General features: G+C 73.0%; 20 protein-coding genes. 14 read left to right on the forward strand and 6 right to left on the reverse strand.

What is annotated here, in order from left to right:
- Nucleotides 1–734 precede the first annotated feature (734 nt).
- The 4 genes from AC3ET4_RS15035 to AC3ET4_RS15050 all read left to right on the forward strand — a co-directional run bounded on the left by AC3ET4_RS15035 (nt 735) and on the right by AC3ET4_RS15050 (nt 3,780).
- Complete coding sequence (locus AC3ET4_RS15035; protein WP_431949347.1) at nt 735–1,205, forward strand: Hsp20/alpha crystallin family protein; 471 nt, start codon at nt 735–737, stop codon at nt 1,203–1,205.
- Nucleotides 1,206–1,450: 245 nt separating this feature from the next.
- Nucleotides 1,451–1,783, forward strand: coding sequence for a cupin domain-containing protein (locus tag AC3ET4_RS15040; protein ID WP_431949349.1), 333 nt, complete (start codon nt 1,451–1,453; stop codon nt 1,781–1,783).
- 154 nt (nt 1,784–1,937) lie between these two features.
- Nucleotides 1,938–2,777: an LURP-one-related family protein gene (locus AC3ET4_RS15045; RefSeq protein WP_431949351.1), complete on the forward strand. Its 840-nt coding sequence runs from the start codon at nt 1,938–1,940 to the stop codon at nt 2,775–2,777.
- Between the two features lie 127 nt (nt 2,778–2,904).
- On the forward strand, nt 2,905–3,780 hold the full coding sequence (locus tag AC3ET4_RS15050; RefSeq protein WP_431949353.1) for a sirohydrochlorin chelatase: 876 nt from the start codon (nt 2,905–2,907) through the stop codon (nt 3,778–3,780).
- Between the two features lie 99 nt (nt 3,781–3,879).
- Here the strand turns inward: AC3ET4_RS15050 and AC3ET4_RS15055 are convergent, their stop codons facing one another.
- Both AC3ET4_RS15055 and AC3ET4_RS15060 read right to left on the reverse strand, forming a co-directional pair.
- A complete protein-coding gene (locus AC3ET4_RS15055; protein ID WP_431949355.1) occupies nt 3,880–4,914 on the reverse strand; it encodes a lactonase family protein in 1,035 nt (344 codons plus the stop codon).
- Between the two features lie 78 nt (nt 4,915–4,992).
- Entirely contained in the window at nt 4,993–6,258 is a 1,266-nt protein-coding gene (locus tag AC3ET4_RS15060; RefSeq protein ID WP_431949357.1) for a nitric oxide synthase oxygenase, read from the reverse strand.
- Nucleotides 6,259–7,077: 819 nt separating this feature from the next.
- On the opposite strand from AC3ET4_RS15060, the gene AC3ET4_RS15065 reads away from it, so the two are divergent.
- The 4 genes from AC3ET4_RS15065 to AC3ET4_RS15080 all read left to right on the forward strand — a co-directional run bounded on the left by AC3ET4_RS15065 (nt 7,078) and on the right by AC3ET4_RS15080 (nt 11,629).
- Nucleotides 7,078–7,605, forward strand: coding sequence for a (2Fe-2S)-binding protein (locus tag AC3ET4_RS15065; protein WP_431949359.1), 528 nt, complete (start codon nt 7,078–7,080; stop codon nt 7,603–7,605).
- Nucleotides 7,592–8,581, forward strand: coding sequence for an FAD binding domain-containing protein (locus AC3ET4_RS15070; RefSeq protein ID WP_431949361.1), 990 nt, complete (start codon nt 7,592–7,594; stop codon nt 8,579–8,581). The genes AC3ET4_RS15065 and AC3ET4_RS15070 overlap by 14 nt, the downstream gene beginning before the upstream one ends.
- Entirely contained in the window at nt 8,578–10,785 is a 2,208-nt protein-coding gene (locus AC3ET4_RS15075) for a xanthine dehydrogenase family protein molybdopterin-binding subunit (RefSeq protein WP_431949363.1), read from the forward strand. Before AC3ET4_RS15070 ends, AC3ET4_RS15075 begins: the two co-directional genes overlap by 4 nt.
- A 139-nt stretch (nt 10,786–10,924) precedes the next feature.
- Complete coding sequence (locus AC3ET4_RS15080; RefSeq protein WP_431949365.1) at nt 10,925–11,629, forward strand: HAD family hydrolase; 705 nt, start codon at nt 10,925–10,927, stop codon at nt 11,627–11,629.
- 277 nt (nt 11,630–11,906) lie between these two features.
- Here AC3ET4_RS15080 and AC3ET4_RS15085 read toward each other — a convergent pair whose 3' ends face one another.
- Nucleotides 11,907–12,329, reverse strand: a complete 423-nt coding sequence (locus tag AC3ET4_RS15085; protein ID WP_431949367.1) for a secondary thiamine-phosphate synthase enzyme YjbQ — start codon at nt 12,327–12,329, stop codon at nt 11,907–11,909.
- A gap of 122 nt (nt 12,330–12,451) precedes the next feature.
- Between AC3ET4_RS15085 and AC3ET4_RS15090 the strand changes: the two genes are divergently transcribed.
- From AC3ET4_RS15090 to AC3ET4_RS15100, 3 genes are all read left to right on the forward strand, one after another.
- The gene (locus tag AC3ET4_RS15090; protein ID WP_431949369.1) at nt 12,452–12,541 is read left to right on the forward strand and encodes a putative leader peptide; all 90 of its coding nucleotides are present in this window, start codon (nt 12,452–12,454) and stop codon (nt 12,539–12,541) included.
- A 497-nt stretch (nt 12,542–13,038) separates the two neighbouring features.
- Nucleotides 13,039–13,494, forward strand: a complete 456-nt coding sequence (locus AC3ET4_RS15095; protein ID WP_431949371.1) for a glycoside hydrolase family 3 protein — start codon at nt 13,039–13,041, stop codon at nt 13,492–13,494.
- A 20-nt stretch (nt 13,495–13,514) separates the two neighbouring features.
- Nucleotides 13,515–14,627 (forward strand): NAD(P)-binding domain-containing protein, encoded by a 1,113-nt coding sequence (locus AC3ET4_RS15100; RefSeq protein WP_431949457.1) that lies wholly within the window; start codon nt 13,515–13,517, stop codon nt 14,625–14,627.
- A gap of 198 nt (nt 14,628–14,825) precedes the next feature.
- On the opposite strand, the gene AC3ET4_RS15105 is transcribed toward AC3ET4_RS15100, so the two are convergent.
- Together AC3ET4_RS15105 and AC3ET4_RS15110 are read right to left on the reverse strand one after the other, a co-directional pair.
- Nucleotides 14,826–15,851, reverse strand: a complete 1,026-nt coding sequence (locus AC3ET4_RS15105) for a LacI family DNA-binding transcriptional regulator (protein WP_431949459.1) — start codon at nt 15,849–15,851, stop codon at nt 14,826–14,828.
- A gap of 229 nt (nt 15,852–16,080) precedes the next feature.
- Nucleotides 16,081–16,401: an L-rhamnose mutarotase gene (locus AC3ET4_RS15110; protein ID WP_431949372.1), complete on the reverse strand. Its 321-nt coding sequence runs from the start codon at nt 16,399–16,401 to the stop codon at nt 16,081–16,083.
- A 187-nt stretch (nt 16,402–16,588) separates the two neighbouring features.
- Between AC3ET4_RS15110 and AC3ET4_RS15115 the strand changes: the two genes are divergently transcribed.
- The 3 genes from AC3ET4_RS15115 to AC3ET4_RS15125 are packed head-to-tail and all read left to right on the forward strand — an operon-like array spanning nt 16,589 to nt 19,541.
- Complete coding sequence (locus AC3ET4_RS15115; protein WP_431949374.1) at nt 16,589–17,353, forward strand: (Fe-S)-binding protein; 765 nt, start codon at nt 16,589–16,591, stop codon at nt 17,351–17,353.
- Nucleotides 17,350–18,897, forward strand: a complete 1,548-nt coding sequence (locus AC3ET4_RS15120; RefSeq protein ID WP_431949376.1) for a LutB/LldF family L-lactate oxidation iron-sulfur protein — start codon at nt 17,350–17,352, stop codon at nt 18,895–18,897. The genes AC3ET4_RS15115 and AC3ET4_RS15120 overlap by 4 nt, the downstream gene beginning before the upstream one ends.
- Entirely contained in the window at nt 18,894–19,541 is a 648-nt protein-coding gene (locus tag AC3ET4_RS15125; protein WP_431949378.1) for a LutC/YkgG family protein, read from the forward strand. Before AC3ET4_RS15120 ends, AC3ET4_RS15125 begins: the two co-directional genes overlap by 4 nt.
- 11 nt (nt 19,542–19,552) lie before the next feature.
- On the opposite strand, the gene AC3ET4_RS15130 is transcribed toward AC3ET4_RS15125, so the two are convergent.
- Complete coding sequence (locus AC3ET4_RS15130; protein ID WP_431949380.1) at nt 19,553–21,208, reverse strand: bifunctional 3'-5' exonuclease/DNA polymerase; 1,656 nt, start codon at nt 21,206–21,208, stop codon at nt 19,553–19,555.
- Nucleotides 21,209–21,450: the final 242 nt, after the last annotated feature.

A 21,450-nucleotide genomic window follows, 5' to 3' on the forward strand; every position in this document is an offset into this window, starting at 1 on the left:
CCGGCGTCGCGGGTCGATGGCTCTCGCCTGGCGGCGTTGTCGTCGGTCGCCGCAGCTCCGCTGCGTCTCCCTTCTCCGCCTTGCCAAACTCGGCCCTCGACCCGCTCCTTTCTCCACCCCGCCTATCCGCGCAGACCTCTTAGCTGTCGTGAGCAGCGAGCCTCTCGGTCGCCCGCGTCGGCAACCCCCCGCCACGCAGCTGCCGCAACGTCCCCGTGCCCGCGAGACTCCGGGCCCCCCAGAGGGGTCGCGAGCCCGCCCGGCACACCGGTCACCCAGGAGTAGCCGCGCACATCCGTGCGGGACTCGCACAGGGCTGTGCGCGGGCCCGGCGCAGGGCGGTATCCAGGCGATGCGTGGAAGTCCCGATGCCCCGCACGTGCGAAGGACGGGTCCTGTCGCCCAGTTCGGTGACCAGGAAGTCCGTGAACCGGGCGCACAGTTGCGGGTCGGCCGTCCGTTCCGCAGCCCGCGGCGCGACGTACGCGCCCTCCAGGTCGGGTCCGAGCAGGTTCCTCGACCGGTGCGGCGGTGAACGGCGCGAGCTGCGAGGTCGGGCTGAGGCCGGCGCGGGGTTGCACGGTCCTGGCTGCCGTGATGACAGCGGGACCCCGGATGCCCCCGTCGCGGGCCGCGGCTGGTCATCGAGAGACGTCTCCGACTGGCTCCGCCCGTCAGGCCGGGCGCACTATGGAGACAAGAACACTACTGTCCAGTCGCGGAGGTGAACCGCGATGACCGTGCCCGCCCACCGCCGGCCCGGCCGGCTCATGGAAGGGTTTCCCGCCCTCGGCTGGGGCGAGCCGATGGCATCCGAGTTCGACGAACTCTTCAGCCGCATGAACGAGCTGCTGGCCTCGGCCGCCGCGACCGGCCCAGGCGCCTCGTCGCCCCTTGCGGACATGCACGAGACCGAAGACGCCTATGTGATCGAGGCCGAGCTGCCCGGCATCACGCGCGAGGACATCGACGTCGAGGTGGACGACCAGCACCTGCGCATCACCGGGGAGTACAAGAAGCGCGAACGCGAAGGCATTTTGCGCCGCAGCACCCGGCGGACCGGACGCTTCGAGTACCGTGCCCTGCTGCCCACCAGCGTCAACGCCGAGGAGGTCAAGGCTCAGTTGGCGGACGGCGTTCTGACCGTCACCGTACCCAAGTCCCAGAGCGCCAAGCCCCGGCACGTCGAGATCACCGGAGGCTGACGGGCGCCCCGTCCCACCTGGCGCCCCGGTCACGGCCCGGCGTGGCCGACGTCCCCGGACGGGGGTAGAACGCGTCGTCCGCGGCCGCGGACGAGCGGCGCTGAGAGACTGCGCTCGGCGCCGCACCATCGGCGCGGCCCGTCTTCGCGCGATGTGACCGCCACCAGCCGCACCGACGCCGCGCACGCGTCTGATCACGGCGGCCGGCGGCGGTCTCATCCGGCGAAGACAGGAGGACCGGAAGCATGCAGAAGCTCTCGCTCGACGCGCTCGCCCGCGAGCACCTGGAACACGCCGCAGCCGCCTCCTCGGGGCGCAGCGCGGCCACGGTCTACGGCGGTCAGGAACACTCCCTGCGCCAGACACTCCTCGCGCTGACCGCCGGCGCCGCCCTCGCCGAACACGAGAACCCCGGCGAGGCCACCCTGCTGGTGTTGCGCGGACGTGTGCGGCTGACCAGCGGCGACGCTTCTTGGGAGGGGCGGAACGGTGACCTGATCAGCGTCCCCGAGGCCCGCCACAGTCTGCAGGCCGTCGAAGACGCGGCGGTGCTCCTCACGGTCGCCGAACGCGGCTGACGCCGGGTCGCTCAGCAACAGGTCGGCGGGCCGGACGAGGCCGTGTCCGTGACGTTCCGTCAGCCGGAGTCCGAGGACATGCGCGGCAGGCTCCGCTCGCCTCATCGAACACCGCCCGCGGCTGCCCTGACGGAGGGGGCGTTACTCTGCGTGGGTGACAACGCGATCGAACACCCCGGCGGGCTGGTACCAGGACCCGCACGGCACGCACGACCTGTTGCGCTACTGGGACGGATTCCGGTGGACGGAACACACCCACCCGGGCGGCGCCCAGGTCCCGCCGCAGGCCACGGCGAGCCCCTGGGAGCTCGGCGTCGACGGCGCCCCCGACCCCTCGCGCGTCCAGCGCCAGGTGCAGCAGCAGGCGGGCGTGGCCCCCACCGGCCACGGCGGGGGGACACTCTTCAGCGAGCCTGTGCTGGTCGTCAACCAGAAGGCCAAGCTCATCGAGCTGAACAACGAGTACAGCGTCTTCGACCAGCAGGGGCGCCAGCTCGGCTCCGTCGTCCAGGTCGGCCAGAGCACCGCGCGCAAGGTGCTGCGGTTCGTCTCGAGCGTCGACCAGTTCCTGTCGGTGCGCCTGGAGGTCCGCGACGCGCACGGTCGGCCGCAACTGCTGCTGACGCGCCCCGCGAAGTTCATCAAGTCGAAGGTGATCGTGCAGCGCGCCGACGGCACGACGCTGGGCGAGATCGTCCAGCAGAACGCCATCGGAAAAATCAACTTCTCCTTCGAGGTGAACGGCCAGAAGATCGGCGCCATCAAAGCCGAGAACTGGCGCGCCTGGAACTTCGCCGTCGTCGACCACACCGGCGCCGAGGTCGCCCGGATCACCAAGACGTGGGAGGGCTTGGCGAAGACGATGTTCACCACGGCCGACAACTACGTCCTGAAGATCCACCGACCGCTGGCCGAACCCCTGCTGAGCATGGTCGTCGCCTCCGCGCTCACCGTGGACACCGCTCTCAAACAGGACTCGCGCGGCCTCGGCTGAGCGGAACACGCATACGGTGCCGGAGTGGCGCGGACCCGGCGCCGTATCAGGACAGAACCGGACAGGTGACGCCTGCGACGGCCCCGCCCGAACAACCGACCGCGCAAAGGCACTAGCATGCCTCGCCATGAGCACTGCCGAAGGCCCCGCAGCCGGCCTGCCCGTTCGTATGCCCCGCCCCCGCCAGCCCGGACGGCACCGGCGGCCGGAGCCGCTGACCGCGCCCGAGGGCGCCCCCGCGCTGGTCCTCGCCGTGCCCGGTACCCCTTCCTCCGCGATACGGAGTCTGGCGGAGGAGATCGTCAGCATCGCCCGTATCGAGCTGTCCGGTCTCGACCCGCGCATCGGCTACGTCGACGGCGACGGCGAGGAGTTCCCGACGCTCGAATCGGTGCTGGCCCAGGCTGCCTCCGAGCGCGGCGACGAGGCTCCCGCGGCCGTGGTGGTCCCGCTGCTGGCCGGCCCCGAGGCCTCGGTGATGCGCCGCGTGCGCCAGGCGGTGGCGGACAGCCGTGCCGCGGCCGAGGTGACCGACGTGCTCGGCCCTCACCCGCTGCTCGCCGAGGCGCTGCACGTGCGCCTCTCGGAGGCCGGCCTGGCACGCGCCGACCGCGCCCGCCTGTTCACGGTCGCCACGGCCGCCGACGGCATCATCCTGGCCACCGTCGGCGGCGAGGAAGCCGTCCAGGCCGCGGGCGTGACGGGGCTGCTGCTGGCCGCGCGCCTCGCGGTGCCGGTGCTGGCCGCCGCGCTGGACATCGAGGGCTCGGTCGCCGCGGCCGCCGAGCAGTTGCGTTCCTCCGGCTCGACCACTCTGGCGCTCGCGCCGTACGTGATCGGTCCAGAGGTCGCCCCCGAGGTCCTGCACGACGCCGCCAAGGAGGCCGACTGCTCCTCTGCCGACGCGCTGGGCCCCTACCCGGCCATCGGCAAGCTGCTCGTGACCACCTACACGGCGGCCCTCGGCGTGGCCCAACCGGTGCAGGGTGCTCCGCTGGTCTGAGCCCGCGGAGCGTCAGACGCTCGACGACGGCGGGCTGGCGACCGCCCGGGATTCCGGGGCGGCCGCCAGCCCGCCGTCGCGCGTACGAGGCAGCTGTCGTCAGCCGAAGAGCACACAGGACGCGGCCGGTACGGCCACCGACCCCGCGAGCGTGGGTGTGCCGGTGGCCGGGTCCACGTCGAACCAGCTGACGTCGCCCGATCGCTCATTGGCCGCGTAGAGCCGCTTCCCCGCGGGGTCGAGCGTCAGGTGGCGCGGCCACTCGCCGCCGCAGGGCACGGTCTCCAGCAGCTCCAGCCGGTCTCCGCTCCCGTCGACGGAGAGCACGGCGATGCTGTCGTGACCGCGGTTGGCGGCCCAGGCGAACCGGCCGTCGGCGGAGACGACCAGCTCGGAGGGGTAGTTCGGGCCTGAGGCGCCGGCGGGCAGCACGGAGACCTCGGCGACGGGCGTCAGCCGGCCGATCCGGGCGTCCCAGTGGCACACCGTCACCACGGAGTCCAGCTCGTTCATGACGTAGGCGCGGTCGCCGCGGGGGTGGAAGGCGAGGTGGCGCGGTCCGGTGCCGGAGCGCAGACCCATCTCGCGCTCCACCTCCAGCTCCCCGCTGTCCGCGTCGAGTGCGCAGACCCGCACGGAGTCCGTACCGAGGTCCACGCTGAGAACCCAGCGCCCGGAGGGGTCGGGCAGCACCATGTGGGCGTGCGGTCCCTCCTGGCGCTCCGGGTTCGGTCCGTCGCCCTCGTGCTGCAGGATGTGGCGCGGCGCCCCGAGCGCGCCGCCGTCCCCGAGCGGCAGCACGCTCACGGTGCCGGAGGCGTAGTTGGCGGTGAGCAGGTGGCCCTGGTGCAGGCACAGATGCGTCGGGGAGGCACCGCGCACCGGCACGGTGGCGCCCAGCAGTTCGGGGCGGGCGGGGTCGGCCAGCGAGAACACGGCAGCGCCGCCGTCCTCGGCCTCACTGACGGTGTAGAGCAGGCCGCGGTCCTTGGAGAGCGCGAGGAAGGAGGGGTCCCCCACCGAGGAGTCGGCGCCCAGCAGCGTCAGCGCTCCAGAGTCGGGGTCGACGGCGGCGGTGGTCAGTCCCTTGCCGCCCGCCGAAGTGAACGACCCGATGTAAACGTGCCCGGCCACTGCCGTACCTCTTCCGCAGGTTGTCTGTACGGCGGCTGAGAGTAACGCAGTGGCCGGAAACCGATCCCGCTGCCCCCGTCACACCAGCGCCTCGCCGCGGGAGAGGGCGAGTGACTCGGGGTGGTGGACATAGGCGGGCGTCAGGTCGCCGGTGTCGTAGTAGCGGTGGAAGACACCCGTGGCCGAGCCCGAGATGGGCGGCACGATCCACGACCAGTCGGCGGGCACCGACCGGCCCTTGCGCTCCTCCCGCTCGATGTGGGAGAGGAAGCGGCGGGATTCGGTGTGGTGGTCCGTGATGCTGACGCCGGCGCGGTCGAAGGAGTGCAGGACGGCGCGGTTGAGCTCGACCAGGGCGCGGTCGCGCCAGAGCGAGCGGTCGCTCGTGGTGTCCAGGCCGAGCCGCTCGGCGAAGCGCGGCAGGAGGTCGTAGCGATCGGTGTCGGCGAGGTTGCGGGCGCCTATCTCGGTGCCCATGTACCAGCCGTTGAAGGGTGCCGCCGGGTAGCAGACGCCGCCGATCTCCAGGCACATGGAGGACACGGCCGGGACGGCGTGCCAGCGCAGGCCCCACTCCGCCAGCCAGTCGAACTCCGGGTGCCCGATGGGCACCTCGAGCGCCGCGTCGGCCGGCAGCGGGAAGTGGCGCGGCGGCTCGGACCCGCCCTGCACGATCAGCGGCAGGACGTCGAAGGGTGTGCCGGGGCCGCCGGGCCAGCCGAGTTTCCGCGCCGCCTCGGTGATGCCGGTGTTGCCGGGGTCGCCGAGCACTCCGCCGTCGGGCCGGGAGTAGCCGGCGTAACGGATGAGCTGGTCGTTCCAGATCCTCGGGCCGGGGCGCTCCGGGGTGTCCGGGGCGAAGACGGTGATCACCGGGCGGATGCGCCCGCCGTTGGTCGCGACCTTCAGATGGGCGGCGGCCTCCCGGGCCACCCCGTGTGCGGTCGCGATGTGGCGGCGGTCGCGGACCTGCAGGGAGTTCCAGTACAGGCGTCCTATGCAGCGGTTGCTGTTGCGCCAGGCGACGCGCGCGCCGAAGACGAGTTCCTCGCCGGTGTGCCGGTAGGTGCCCGTCTCGTCGATCTCATCGAGCACCGCGGCCAGCCGTCGCCGCGGGTCGCGGTCGCCGCCGGGTAGTTCGCGGTGGTACTGCAGGATGAAGTCCGTGGCCAGGGCGCGGACGTCCACGTCCTTGTGCCGGACGGCCGGGGCGCCGTCCCGCCCGGCCGCGCCGCCGACGGGGCAGGCGGACACCGCGTCCTGCGGGCGCCAGGCGTCGGCGCCCTCCTCCACCGGCTGCGGGTGCCCGGCCGGGCACCCGGCCAGCGGCTCCGGGCCGTCCATCCGCGCATGCTCCGACGCGGGCGAGACCCGGCCCGGTCCGGCGTGGCGTTCGTTCTTTCCCTCGGTACGGCGCAGAAACCTCAGCACGCCTGGCACCCCCCAAGACCGTCCTGCGCGGAGCGTTTCCTCACGGTCCGCGGGTACGGCACGAGACTGGAATCGGTATGACCGCTGTCCGGAGTCAGTCATCCTGGCACGCGCCGCCGAACGGATCGCCGCATCAGATGAATTGACGACATCCCGCCCTGCGTCGGACACAGCCGGTCATGGCTCGACCGCTACCGGTCTCGATCGATCCGAGGGTGTGCATGAATCCGGCAGGACCGCAAGCCGTCACCGATCGTGCGGTCTGCGCCGCGGCGCGGCACTGAAAGGCGGCGGCGCCCGGGTACGGGTGGGACCCGCGACCCCGCGCCCTCTGCCGTGGCCGCCCCAAACGCCTGGGCGCCGCTCCGCCCCCGCCGCGTGCAGCGGCACGAACAGTGGGCCCTCGGCTTCGACGCCGCGGACACGCACGGTGGGGCACACAGGACAGGCACAGGCATCGGGAGGCGACGACGCGACGCCCTCAGGGCGAGTCCTGCGGTGGCGCGAGACCGCCGAGCGCGAAGGGGGCAGGCAAGGCCGGCAGAACAGGGCCGCAGCTGCCAGGGCCGCTACCCATGCCGAAACACTTGTTCGGCGTATATTTGAGAGGAAAGCCGTCTCTATAGACGCGAAATGGCCGAACCCACCTTTAATAACGCCTGACGAACCAACTCACCGGATCCGCCCCAGGAGGGGCTCGAGTCGTATCCGACCCGTCCGGAGGAGGACGCGATGAGGGACGTGGCGCACCAGCGGGACGTGGACCGTCCCGCAACCATCGAGCGTGTCGTGACACTCGACGTCAACGGCCGGACCTACACCCTGCGCCTGGACACCCGGGTCACACTCCTGGACGCCCTGCGGGACCGGCTCGGCCTGACGGGCACCAAGAAGGGCTGCGACCAGGGAGCCTGCGGAGCGTGCACGGTGCACCTCGACGGCAGGAGGGTGCTCTCCTGTCTGACGCTGGCCGCACAGGCCGAGGGCCAGGCGATCACCACCATCGAGGGCGTCACCGGCACCGACGGACCGCACCCGGTGCAACAGGCCTTCATGGATCACGACGGCTTCCAGTGCGGCTTCTGCACCCCTGGGCAGATCATGTCGGCGGTGGCGCTGATGACCGAGGGCCGGGCCGGCTCCGACGAGGAGATCCGCGAGTTCATGAGCGGCAACCTGTGCCGCTGCGGCGCCTATCCCAACATCGTGGCCGCGATCCGCGAGGCCGCGTCCGGTGGAGGTCACGATGCGCGCGTTTGAGTATGTACGGGCCACCGACACCCAGGAGGTCGTGCGGAAGCTGGCGGAGGACCCTTCGGCGTCCTGCCTCGCGGGCGGCACGACCCAGCTGGACCTGATGAAGGACGGGGTGCTCGAGCCGCCGACGCTGATCGACATCACCCGGCTCCCCCTGCACGGCATCGAGCGGCGCGGCGAGGCGCTCCACGTGGGGGCGCTGGCCACGATGGAGGAGCTGGCCGCCGACGCCACGGTCGCCGAACGGCTGCCGGTGGTGCGCGAGTCCCTCCTGATGGGCGCCTCGGTGCAGTTGCGCAACATGGCGACCATCGGCGGCAACCTGCTGCAGCGCACCCGCTGCCGCTACTTCCGCGATCCCACGGTGCTCGAGTGCAACAAGCGCGCGCCGGGCACAGGATGTGCGGCCGTGCTGGGCGCGGCCAGGATGCACGCCGTGCTGGGCGCGAACGAGAACTGCATCGCGCTGCACGCCTCCGACCTCGCCGTCGCCTTGGTGGCGCTCGACGCCGTCGTCCACATCCACGGCCCGTCCGGCCGGCGCAGCGTCCCGCTGACGGACTTCTACATCACCGCCGACGAGAGCCCCGAGCGGGAGAACGTCCTAGAGCACGCCGAGCTGATCACCGAGGTGGAGATCCCGCTCCCGCCGCCGTCCGCCCGTTCGGGCTACCTCAAGGTCCGCGACCGGATGTCGTACGAGTTCGCGCTGACCTCGGCCGCCGTGGTGCTCGTCATCGAGGAGGGCACGATCCGTCAGGCCCGGATCGGACTGGGCGGGGTGGGCACGAAGCCCTGGCGGGCGTACGAGGCCGAGCATGTGCTGACCGGCGCGCCCGCCACGTCGGCCACCTTCCGGGACGCGTCCGAGGCGACGATGCGCGACGCCTGGACGGTGCCCGGCACGGCGTTCAAGGTGCCGCTGGCCCGCCGGACCCTCGTTCGCGAGCTGCAGACAGTGTCAGGAGTGACGGCATGAGCACCGTCGAGAGCAGGCCCCTGGTCGGCGCGGGCGTCAACCGGGTCGAGGGACCGCGCAAGGTCACCGGCGCCGCCCCCTACCCCATGGATTTCAGCGTGCCCGGCCAGGCGTACGGCGCCCTGGTGCAGAGCACCGTCGCCGCGGGCCGGATCGTCCGCATGGACACCGCGGAGGCCGAAGGCTCACCAGGCGTGATCTCGGTGCTCACGCACGAGAACGCCCCGCGGGTCGGCACCGGCCCCACGACGGTGCTGGGCGAGGCCCCGCCCGCCCCGCTGCGCGACGACCGGGTGATCCACCACGGGCAGCACATCGCCTTCGTGGTGGCCGAGACGCCGGAACAGGCCGCCGCCGCGGCACGGCTGGTGCACGCGGAGTACGAGGCCACCGAGCCGCTGCTGGACCTGCAGGACCCGCGGGCGCAGCACCTGGTGGACCCGTGGGAGATGGACCACTCGCGGGGCGACGCAGGCGCCGCTCTGGAGACCGCCGACGTCGTCGTGCGCGGTACGTACGTCACGGCCGACAACACCAACAACCCGCTCGGGCTCTTCGCCACGCTGGCCGCGTGGGAGGAGGACACCCTCACCGTCCACGACACCAGCCAGTGGCCGTCGATGGTGCGCACCACCCTAGCCATGGTCTTCGGTATCCCCGAGAGCTCGGTGCGCGTACTCGTGCCCTATGTGGGCGGCGGCTTCGGCGCCGGACTGCGGGCGTGGCCGCACGTGATCCTCACCGCCATGGCGGCCCGCGCCGCCAAGCGCCCGGTGAAGCTCGTGCTGACCCGGCCGCAGATGTTCACCTCCGTCGGGCACCGTCCGAGCGGGGTCCAGTGGATCGGCGTGGGCGCGTCGCGCGACGGCGAACTGGTCGCCCTCGACCACCGCAGCCTCAGCTCGCTCAGCATGGAGGACAACGACTTCGAGCCGTTCTCCCACGGCACCTCCTACGCCTACCGGTGTCCGAACGTGATCACCCGGGACGAGCAGGCCAAGCTCAACATCGCGGTGCCGACGTCGATGCGCGCCCCCGCGGAGGCGCAGGGCAGCTTCGCGCTGGAGTCGGCCCTCGACGAGCTGGCGTACGCCTTGCGCATGGACCCGCTCGAACTGCGGATCCGCAACCACACCGAGGTCGACCCGCGCAACGGGCTGCCCTGGTCCAGCAAGGCGCTCCTGGAGTGCTACGAGGCCGGCGCGCGGCGCTTCGGCTGGTCGGAGCGGAACCCGGAGCCGCGGTCCATGCGCGAGGGGAACTGGCTCGTCGGCTACGGCATGGCGAGCGCGATGTTCCCGTACTTCGCCACGCCGTGCATGGCCGAGGCCACTGTCAACCGCGACGGCAGCGCGTTCGTGCGCAGTGCGGCGACCGACATCGGCACCGGCACGTACACCGTGATGGCGCAGCTGTCCGCCCAGGAACTGGGCCTGCCCCTGGAGAAGGTCCGCTTCGACCTGGGGGACTCCGACATGCCCGACTCGATGATGGCGGGCGGCTCAGGGCTGACCGGCGCGCTCGGCAACGCCGTGCACGACGCCTGCCGCAGGCTGATGGGGCTGTTCGCGGACCTGGCGCGAGGGGACGCCGACTCCCCGCTGCGGGGCGCCTCCCCCGCGGACGTCGAGGTCTCCGGGGGCCGGGTCCACCTCGTCGGCCGCCCGGACCGCGGGGAGTCGTACGCCGACATCCTGTCCCGGCACGAGATTCCCCAGCTCACGGCGACCGGCAGCAGCACGCCCCCGGACCCGGACGAGATCGGCATGTCCTTGGCCGGGGCCTACGGCGCGAAGTTCGTGGAGGTGCGCGTCGACGCCGACCTCGGGATCGTCCGGGTCGCCCGGGTGGTGTCCGCGATCGACGGTGGCCGCATCGTCAACGAGAAGACGGCGAGGAGCCAGATCATCGGCGGGACGGTCGGCGGGATCGGCATGGCCCTGTTCGAGGACACCGTCACCGATCCGCGTACCGGGCGCATCGCCAACGGGACGTTCGGCGACTATCTCGTCGCCGTGAACGCCGACATCCCCGAGCTGGACGTGATTTTCGTCGGCGAACCCGACCGCGGCACGCCGACCGGCACCAAGGGTGTCGGCGAGGTCGGCCTGGTCGGCATCGCACCCGCCATCGCCAATGCCGTCCACCACGCCACCGGGAGGCGCGTGCGCGACCTGCCGATCACCCTCGACAACCTGCTCTGACCGGCGCGGCACGCCGTCGTCGGCACGGCATGCCGCGGCCGGGATCATCGGGGACCGCCGGAGGCGTTCCCGTCCGCGGCGGCCTGCTCACCCCGACGGCCGGACGACGCCGTGGACGCCGGCTTGGCATGCTGGGGGCATGACGCTCCCCGCGGTGATATTCGACCTCGACGGCACCCTTGTGGACAGCGAGCCGCACTACTTCGAGGCGGGCCGGCGGCTGCTGGCGTCGCACGGCGTGCACGACTACACATGGGAGCAGCACCGGCGCTTCATCGGCATCGGCACCAAGGAGACGCTGGAGGTCCTGCGCGAGGAGTACGGCCTGTCGGCGCCCGTCCAGGAGCTGCTGGACGGCAAGAACCGGATCTACCTGGAGCTCGCCCGCGGGGCCACCGACGTGTTCCCGCGGATGCGGGCGTTCGTCGAGTTGCTGGCGAAGGCGGGGCACCCCATGGCGGTGGCCTCGGGATCCTCCCGGGAGGCGATCCGGGCGGTGCTGGCCGGCACCGGGCTCGACGTCCGGTTGCCGACCGTGGTGTCGGCGGAGGAGGTGGAGCACGGCAAGCCCGCCCCGGACGTCTTCCTGGAGGCGGCGCGGCGGCTCGGCGTCGACCCGGCGGACTGCGTGGTCGTCGAGGACGCGCCGCCCGGCGCCCAGGCCGCGCACCGGGCGGGGATGCGGTGCGTCGCCGTCCCTTACCTTGCGGCGCAGGCTGACGACCCCGCCTTCGCGACAGCCGGCCTGCTGGTGCGCGGAGGGCAGGACGCCTTCGACGCCCGGGGGGTCATGGACTGGCTGACGGCCCGGCAGACCGGCGGACGGGCAGCCGGCCGGGACTGACCGGCACGCAGGGCCGCCATGTCCGGCCGGTAGCGCTCGCCGGTCGTCGTTCGGCCGGGACGTGGGAGCCGAGGGGCCTCAGCAGCGGAAACACAGCCGGACCTGACACGGAGGTCGTCGCGGTTGGTGGCCGCCGAACTCCGTCAAGACAACCAACAGCATCGCCGGGCCTCACCCCGAAGCGCCGTCCTGGTGCGGGCTCCATGAGGCGCTTGTGATGTGAGATGCCGCGACGTCGCCTTCCCTGACGGCGCGGCACCTCCCACCGGCTACTTGGTCAGCCGAGGAAGCTCAGCCGGACCTGGCGCCGGGGGTTGTCGCGGTTGGTGTCGACCAGGACGACGGACTGCCATGTGCCGAGTTCCAGCCGGCCGCCGACCACCGGGAGGGTGGCGTGCGGCGGGACGAGGGCGGGCAGCACATGGTCCCGGCCGTGACCGGGGCTGCCGTGCCGGTGGCGCCAGCGGTCGTCGGCGGGCAGCAGGTCGCGGAGCGCGGCCAGCAGGTCGTCGTCGCTGCCCGCGCCGGTCTCGAGGACGGCGATCCCCGCGGTGGCGTGCGGGACGAACACATTGAGCAGCCCGTCGCGTCCGCGGGCGACGCCGTCGAGGAAGTCGGCGCAGGCGCCGGTGAGGTCGTGGACCGTCTCGCGGCTGCCGGTGGTGACATCAATGGTGCGGGTGGAGAAAGCGTCGGCCATGTGACCATGGTGGCCCACGCGGCGGTGCCGCGCGTGCCGGGGTCAGGGGGTCGGCGACGGGCGTTCCAATGGCGGAGACGCCGTTGACGCCGTGACGCCGCTCGGGCGGCCTGGCTACCGTCGTGCACACGTCGCGTCCCGTTCTGTTCACCACGCGCGGTCACATCGACCTGCGGCGAGTGGCCTCCGCCCCCTGTCGCCGCGGCTGCTGACGCTTCCCCGCCCTGTCGCGCGCCCTTCTTCCTCCGCGCGCTTCTCCGCACCTTGGTGCGCCCTTCCGCACCGGCCCCCGTACGCTCTTGACGAGTCGTAGCGCCCATACCTGGGCTGGCCCGTCCGGTTCCGCGTACCGACGGGCGTGCGCGGACGCTCGCCGCCTCCCCTACGTGGCTCCTCCCATGGGCATCAGCAAAGCGGCCGGGCATCTCTCCGGCACCTGTCGAGGTCCCGGCCGGACGTCGTGCATCATGCCCGAACTGGCCGCCGGGGGCTGCTCGATCGGGCGCCGGCCGCGCGCGTTCCCCGGGCGACCAGCCGTCCGGCGTCCGCAGAGAGCGGGGCGCCGCTACTGCTCTCCAGGGGCGGCTGAACGCGCCGGGCGACGAACGGCCGTCCTGACCCGGGCAGCCGACACCGAATTGGTCTGGACCATTAGCCTCCTTCGGGATAGGGTCGGCAGCGCCCGCTGGAGCGCCAGAGGGGGACCCACGTGTACGCACCGCACCGTGTCGCCGCCTTGGTCGACGCCTGCCTGCTGCCCGTCGGCCGGACCCGCAGACCGCCGCAATGGCTCCGGCGCGCACTGGAGCGGGCCGGGGCGGTCACCATCGGCGTCGCGGCCGCCCTCAGCGGGCCCACGGCCACCGAGCTGCTGCGGGAGGAGTACGGCGACGTCACGGTCGTGATCAGCGAGCCACTCGACACGGACGAGGTCGTCGAGGGCTGGGGCGTGCCCGGCGCGGCCGTCCTGGCCTGGCTCTCGGGCGTCGACCTGCTCCAGCTCGGACCCGGCTGCGGGGAGGGAGTCCAGGAGGCCATCCGTACCGCGGCCGCCCGCGCGGTCGCCGACGGCGACCTGCCGCTGTCCCGCCTGGAGGAGGCCGCCGCGCGCGTGGCCCGGCTGCGCGGCGAGGCGTCCTCGGGAAGCTTCCGCGAACGCGCGTAGTTGCTCTGGTCGTGAACCATGTGGACGTGGATGTCGCCGTCATCGGGGCCGGGCAGGCCGGGCTGTCCGGGGCCTACTTCCTGCGTAGGGCCGGGCTGCGGCCCGAGGAGGACTTCGTCGTCCTCGACCACTCCCCTGGTCCCGGCGGCGCCTGGCAGTTCCGCTGGCCGACGCTGACGTACGGCAGGGCGCACGGGGTGCACTCGCTGCCCGGCATGGCACTGGAGGGCGCCGACCCCGACCGGCCGTCCGCCGAGGTCGTCGCCGAGTACTTCGACCGCTACGAGCGCACCTTCGACCTGCGGGTGCACCGTCCGGTCGACGTCTCCGCCGTCCACGAGGGCCCGCGCGGGCGGCTGATCGTCGAGTCCGGAGCCGGCAGTTGGGCGGCCCGCGCACTGATCAACGCCACCGGGACCTGGGACCGGCCCTTCGTGCCCCGCTACCCGGGCCAGGAGACCTTCCGCGGCCGCCAGCTGCACACGGCGGGATACCGCGGGAGGGAGGAGTTCGCCGGGAAGCACGTCGTCGTCGTCGGCGGCGGCACCTCCGCCGTCCAACTTCTGATGGAGCTCCACGAACCGGGCGGCGCGGCAGCGACGACCTGGGTCACCCGGCGGCCCCCGGTCTACCGCGGCGGCCCCTTCGGGCAGGAGCAGGGGCGAGCCGCGGTCGCGCTGGTCGAGGAGCGCGTCAGGCGCGGTCTGCCGCCGCAGAGCGTCGTCAGCGTGACGGGACTTCCCATGACCGAGGCGATGGAGCGCGCCCGTGAGCGCGGCGTCCTCGAACGCCTCCCCATGTTCGAGCGGATCACCCAGGACGGCGTGAGCTGGGCGGACGGCCGGCACGTCTCGGCCGACGCCATTCTGTGGGCCACCGGCTTCCGGGCGGCGCTCGACCACCTCGCCCCGCTGCGCCTGCGCGGGCCCGGCGGCGGCATCCGGCTGCAGGGGCTCACCCAGGTCGCCGCCGACCCCCGTGTCCGTCTCATCGGTTACGGCCCCTCCGCGAGCACGATCGGCGCCAACCGGGCCGGCCGCAGCGCGGTCCGTGAGATCCGCGCCTATCTGCGCGGACTCGACCGGGCTCCGGGCGGGGTCCCGGAGCCGGAGCCGGCGGCCGCCGCTTGCTGAGCCCGGGACCGGCTCTCGGCGCCGCGCGAGGTGGCGGCGGCCTCTCCGTGGAGGGGGCGCCCGGCATGGGCCGGACCTACGGCGGCGCACTCCTCGGCGACGCCCCGCGCCCTCGACCGGCGCAGAGCACACGGGCCCCGGCGGATCGGCCGGCCCCGGCCCGTGACGCTGCCGGACACGGCGCGCTGCGCCGAAGGCTCAGCGCGCGGTCCGGGCGCCCCTTCCGAGGGTGGAGGCGCGTACGACGAGTTCGGGCTGGAAGACGATGCGCCGGTGCTCGTGCTCCTCGGCCGCCTCCCCGGTCTCCTCGATGAGCAGGTCCGCCGCGGCCCGGCCCATCCGGTACGCCGGCTGCCGCACGGAGGTGAGCGGCACCGCGGCCGCCGCCGCGAACTCGATGTCGTCGTAGCCGACCAGCGCGATCTCCTCGGGAACCGCGATGCCCGCGGCATAGAGGGCCTGCAGCACGCCGAGAGCGAGCAGGTCGTTGGCGCAGAAGACCGCGGTCGGGCGGTTGGCCATCCCCAACAGGCGGGCGCCGGCATCGCGTCCTGAGGGGACGTCGAGCCGCTCGGCCTCGATGTGCGCCAGGGACTCGGCGGGGAGGCCCGCGGCGGCGAGCGCGTCCAGGGCACCGGCGCGCCGGTCCTGGCACTGGGCGAGATGCATCGGACCACTCACGTAGACGATGCGTTCGTGGCCGCGCTCGATGAGGTGGTCGACCGCGAGCCGGCCGCCCTCGACGTCGTCCACGGACACCGAGCAGGCCTCCGCGCTCGGCACGACGCGGTCCACGAAGACGAAGGGGATGTTGTGCCGCCGGAAGGAGGAGATGTTCCGGCCGCTGGTGTCCGCGGGCGTCACAAGGACGCCGCGCACCCGCTGCTCGGCGAAGAGCCCCAGGTAGTCGGCCTCCTCCGCCGGGCTCTCACCGCTGTTGCAGAGCATCACGCCGAGCCCCGCCTCCCGGGCGGCCCGCTCGGCCCCCGAGGCGACGTCCACGAAGAAGGGGTTGGCCATGTCGAGAACGAGCAACGCGATGATCCTGCTGCGGCCCGCTCGCAGCTGCCGGGCGGACTCGCTGCGTACATAGCCGAGTTGCTCGATGACCGACAGCACACGGGCCCGTGTGTCCTCGGAGACCATGTCGGGCCGGTTGATCACGTTCGACACCGTGCCGACCGAGACGCCCGCCTGCCGGGCGACGTCCTTGATCCCCACCATCCGTGTCACGAGTTCCGCCCTACCTCCTGCCGCCCGCCCGCCGCAGGCCTGAGAAGACATGCTACGCACAGGAGGACGGCGCGGGGGCACACTGTGTTCCAAGGACCTGAGGACGGGAGCCGGGTCCGCTCTGGCGGAACAGTGCGATCGGCTCGGTAACGGACGGCCGGGAGGCGGGTCGGCGGCTTCCGGGGCGGGGCTGCGTCCCCTTACGGGCAGGGCGGCCCCGTCAGGCCAGGTGGAAGACCTCCGTGAGCGGCCGCATGGCCTCGTCCGGCCGGGACCCGTCCAGCGCCTCGAAGAAGTCCGCCATCTCCGCCTGCCAGCGGGCGTTGACCTCGGTCGCCGCCATGGTCGCCTGGGCGGCCGCGAAGTCCTCGGTCTCCAGATAGCCGACGAGCAGGCCGTCCTCGCGGAGAAAGAGCGAGTAGTTGTGCCAGCCGGCCGCCGAGAGCGCGTCCAGCATCTCGGGCCAGACGGCGGCGTGGCGCTCGCGGTACTCGGCGAGCCGGTCCTCGCGGACCTTCAACAGGAAACAGACGCGCTGCACGGTCGGCCCTGGCCTCTCGGGTCTGATATGAAAGGTTTCAATCGATGGCAGGGACGTTAGGACACCCCGACATGGCTCGTCAATGGCACCCTCTGCGACCCGCAGACATCCGATCTCTGCCCCCTGGTGCGGGGCGCATGCGGCAGTATGAGCTCACGGGTGGCCGTGCCGACCGTGAGGAGGCCCCATGCGCGTAGCGCTGTTCGTCACGTGTGTGAACGACACGCTCTACCCCGAGACGGGGAAGGCCGTCGTGACCCTGCTCGAGCGGCTGGGGCTGACCGTGGACTTCCCCGCCGCGCAGACCTGCTGCGGCCAGCCGCAGTTCAACACCGGCTACCGCCACGAAACGGAGCCCCTGGTCAAGCGGTACGCCAAGGCCTTCGAGGGCTACGACTACATCGTCACCCCCTCCGGCTCCTGCGCCGCGATGGTGCGCGACAACTACCCCCGCATCGGGGAGCGGGCCCGCGCGGAAGGGCGCGGGGACGGTCTTGCCGCCATCGCCGAGTTCGTCGTGCCGCGCACCTACGAGCTGACCGAGTTCCTCACCGATGTGCTCAAGGTGACGGATGTGGGCGCCTACTTCCCCTACCCGGTCACCTATCATCCGACCTGCCACGGCCTGAGGATGCTGGGACTGGGCCGCCGTCCGCTGGAACTGCTCAGCCATGTGAAGGGGCTGGAGCTGGTCGAGCTGCCCGGCGCGCAGGAGTGCTGCGGCTTCGGCGGCACCTTCGCCGTCAAGAACGCGGCCGTCTCCGCCGCCATGGGCGCGGACAAGGCCCGCAGCATCACCTCCACCGGCGCGCGCGCCGTGTGCACGGTGGACAACTCCTGCCTGATGCACATCGGCGGCACTCTCGCCCGACTCGGTTCCGAGGTCCGGCCGGTACACCTCGCGGAAATCCTCGCGTCGACCGAGGAACAGCCCTACGGAGGCATCCGATGAGCGGCACCTATCTGGGCATGCCCGCCTTCCCCGTCGCCGCCGGCGAGGCGGTGCGCGACAGCACGCTGCGCGGCAACCTGCGGCACGCCACCCACACCATCCGGGACAAGCGGGCCCGTGCCGTCGCGGAACTCGACGACTGGCAGCAACTGCGCACCGCGGGCAAGCAGATCAAGGACGACGTCCTCGCCCATCTCGACCACTACCTGGTGCAGATGGAGGAGGCGGTCACCGCCGCGGGCGGCACCGTGCACTGGGCGGCCGACGCCGACGAGGCGAACCGGATCGTGACGGACCTGGTGCGCGCCACCGGCGAGCGGGAGGTCGTCAAGGTCAAGTCCATGGCGACCCAGGAGATCGGCCTCAACGAGGCGCTGGCCGAGGCCGGCATCTCGGCCTACGAGACGGACCTGGCAGAGCTGATCGTGCAGCTCGGCGACGACCGGCCGAGCCACATCCTCGTGCCCGCGATCCACCGCAACCGTTCCGAGATCCGCGACATCTTCACCGACGCCATGGGGCGCTGGGGGCGTCCCGCTCCCGAGGAGCTGTCCGACTCCCCCGCCGAACTCGCCGAGGCGGCACGGCTCCATCTGCGGGAGAAGTTCCTGCGCGCCAAGGTCGGCATCTCGGGCGCCAACTTCATGATCGCCGAGACCGGCACCCTGGTCGTGGTGGAGTCCGAGGGCAACGGCCGCATGTGCCTGACGCTGCCCGAGACCCTGATCTCGGTGGTCGGCATCGAGAAGGTGCTGCCGAGCTGGCAGGACCTCGAGGTGTTCCTGCAGCTCCTGCCGCGCTCCTCCACGGCGGAGCGGATGAACCCCTACACGAGCACCTGGACCGGCACGACGGACGAGGACGGACCGAGCACCTTCCACCTCGTCCTGGTCGACAACGGCCGTACCGACACCCTCGCCGACGAGGTGGGGCGGCAGGCTCTTCGCTGCATCCGCTGCTCCGCCTGCCTCAACGTCTGCCCGGTGTACGAGCGGGCCGGCGGACACGCGTACGGCTCCGCCTATCCGGGGCCGATCGGCGCCATCCTCACCCCGCAGCTCCGCGGCACGGACACCGCGCTCGACGCCTCGCTGCCCTACGCCTCCTCCCTCTGCGGCGCCTGTTACGAGGTGTGCCCGGTCGCCATCGACATCCCGGAGGTCCTCGTCCACCTGCGGGAACGCGTCGTACAGGGCGGCGAGACGACCCGGGGCGGCAACAGGGTGACGCTCCGGCCCGCCAAGGGGCACGCGGCCGAGCGGGCGGCCATGCGCGCGGCGCGCTGGACCCTGGACCACCCGGCGGCGCTGCGCGCCGGCCAGCGGCTCGCGGCGCGGACCCGCAGGTTCCACCCCCGGCGGCTGCCCGGGCCCGGCAAGGCGTGGACCGACACCCGGGACGTCCCCTCGGTGCCGGCGGAGTCCTTCCGCGACTGGTGGCAGCGCACCCGCGGTGCGGGTGCCGCGGGCCCCGGCGCCCGCATCGGAGACGGCACCGCTACCAGCGCCGGCATCAGCACCGAGAACGGGGAGGGCGGCAAGTGAGCACCCGTGACCAGATCCTGGGGCGGATCCGTCGTGCCCTCGCCGACGCGCCGCAGGGCGCGGCGCCCGCGCGCGGCGTGGTGGACCGCGGCTATCTGCGCGTCCACGGGCGGCGGGACGCGGCGCAGACCGCCGACCTCCTGGCCGAGAACCTCGCCGACTACCGTGCGATCGTCCACCGCGCCACCGTCGAGGAGCTCCCGGGCCGGCTCGCGGGCCTGCTGGCGGCGCGCGGCACCCGACGGGTCGTCGTGCCGCCCGGCTTGCCCGAGCAGTGGCTCTCCGCGGTGCAGGGCGTTGAGCGGGTGGCCGACTCCGCGGAGCTGACGGCCCGCGAGCTCGACGCCGTCGACAGCGTCGTCACCGGCTGCGCGGTGGCGATCGCGGAGACCGGCACCATCGTGCTGGACGCGGGGCCCGACCAGGGCAGGCGCAGGATCACCCTCGTCCCGGACCACCACGTCGTCGTCGTGCGCGTCCCGGACCAGGTCGTCGACTCGGTCCCGCAGGCTTTGGAACGGCTCGATCCCGCCCGGCCTTTGACGTGGATCTCCGGCCCCTCGGCCACCAGCGACATCGAACTCGACCGGGTCGAGGGCGTCCACGGGCCACGCACCCTGGAGGTCGTGCTCGTCACGGACTGACAACGCACCTCTCATTTGGCGTCCGCATAGCACTCGACCGCATGAGTCTGCAGCGGAAAGGGCACCGGCGTCGGCCCGAAGAGCAGGCGCCGGGCCTCCTCCGCGGACTCCGCCACCGCACGCTCCACCGCGGGGGCCAGCTCCTGGGGTGTGTGCACGATGACCTCGTCGTGCAGGAAGAACACCAGGCGCGGCCGGTCGTCGAGCGCGGTCAGACGGCGGCGCAGGGAGGCCAGCACGGCCAGCGCCCACTCCGCCGCCGTTGCCTGGATGACGAAGTTGCGGGTGAAGCGGCCCCATGCGCGGGCCTGGGCGTCGGTCAGATCCTGCCGGTCGGCCGGCGGGGCCGGCGACGTACGCCCCAGGTGCGACCGTACGACCCCGCCGCCCTCGCCGGTGCGCGCGGCGGACTCCACCAGGCCCATGGCGTCCGGGAAGCGGCGGCGCAGCACCTCGAGCAGCGGCCCCACCTCGCCGCTGGTCTGGCCGTACATGGCGCCCAGGAGGCCGAGTTTGGCCCGTGCGCGGTCGCCGTCGAAGGCGGTGCGCGCGAGGGCGGCGTAGAGGTCTCCCTCGGCAGCGGCCGCCGCCAGCCCGCGGTCGCCGGACAGTGCGGCCAGGACGCGGGGTTCCAACTGGCCCGCGTCGGCGACGACCAGCCGGTGCCCGGGGTCGGCGACCGCGGCGGCACGGAGCTGCCGCGGGATCTGCAGGGCGCCGCCGCCTCGCGTCGCCCAGCGGCCGGAGACGACACCGCCGACGACGTATTCGGGATGGAACCGCCCGCTGGGAGCCCACTGTTCGCGCCAGGCCCAGCCGTGGGCGCTGTGGATGCGGGAGAGCTCCTTGTAGCGCAGAAGCAGAGCGGCCGCCGGGTGTCCGACCTCCCGCAGCACATGGGAGCGGGTCGAGGTGATCCGCACGCCCACGTGCTCGAAGGCGGGCAGCAACTGGGCCGGGGAGTCCGGGTTCACCGGGCGGCCCAGAGCCTCCTGGATGCCGGCGGCGAGCTCGGACAGCACCCTGGGGCGGACACCGCCCACCGGACGGGGACCCAGCAGCCCGGTGAGCACCGCGTCGTGGGCGGCCGCGCTCCAGGGCAGGCCGTCCCGGCTCATCTCGGCGGCGGCCAGGGCCCCTGCGGACTCGGCGGCGCACAGCAGGCGCATCCGGTCGGGATGTTCGGACAGCGCGGTGCGGCGCTGCTGGTCGGCGTGGACGGCGACCACCGCCTCCAGCGGGTCGGCGCCGGGCGGCAGCTGCTGGCGGTCGGCGGCGAAGAGCACCGGCTGGTCGTCGGGGCCGCCCTCTCGTGCCTCGTCCGGCACGGGGGGCCCACGCAGCCGCGCCCAGGCGGCGCCCAGCGACCGGGGCAGGCCCCAGCGCTCCTCCGAACCGAGCAGCAGGGCCTCGACGAGCTTGAGGTCGTGGCACCGGGCCAGGCGTGCCGGTAGCCGTTCGAGCAAGGGCGGGTAGATCTCGTCGGTCGCCGCCCACACCCAGCGCGGCGCCTCCCGGGCCTCGCGCTCGGCGACGGCGGCCGCGAGGTCGCCGACGGTCTGCGGGGAGCCGTCCGGGGTGCCGTCCTCCCGCAGCGCCTGCAGCCGCCCGCCGATCCCCAGGGGATCGGCGACGACGGCGACGGACAGGCTCCTTGGCGAGGTCACCGTTCGAGACTAGACGGGGGCACCGACAGCGCGGCCGCGAGGTGCGCCGTGTTGCGGGGCGCTGCCCGCGGTGGCGGGGCGCCCGGCCCGCGCCGGGCGGTGGCCGGCGGCCGGACGCGCCTGCCTGGCGCCTCCGGCGGTCTTCAGCGCGCCGTTCCCCGCCCTCAGCCAGGGGCGGTGGCAGGCCGCGTGAAGGGCGGCAGGGCCGCGAAGTCCGGGGCCTGGAGGGAGACGGCCAGTTG

This window comes from Actinacidiphila sp. bgisy167, from assembly GCF_057707665.1.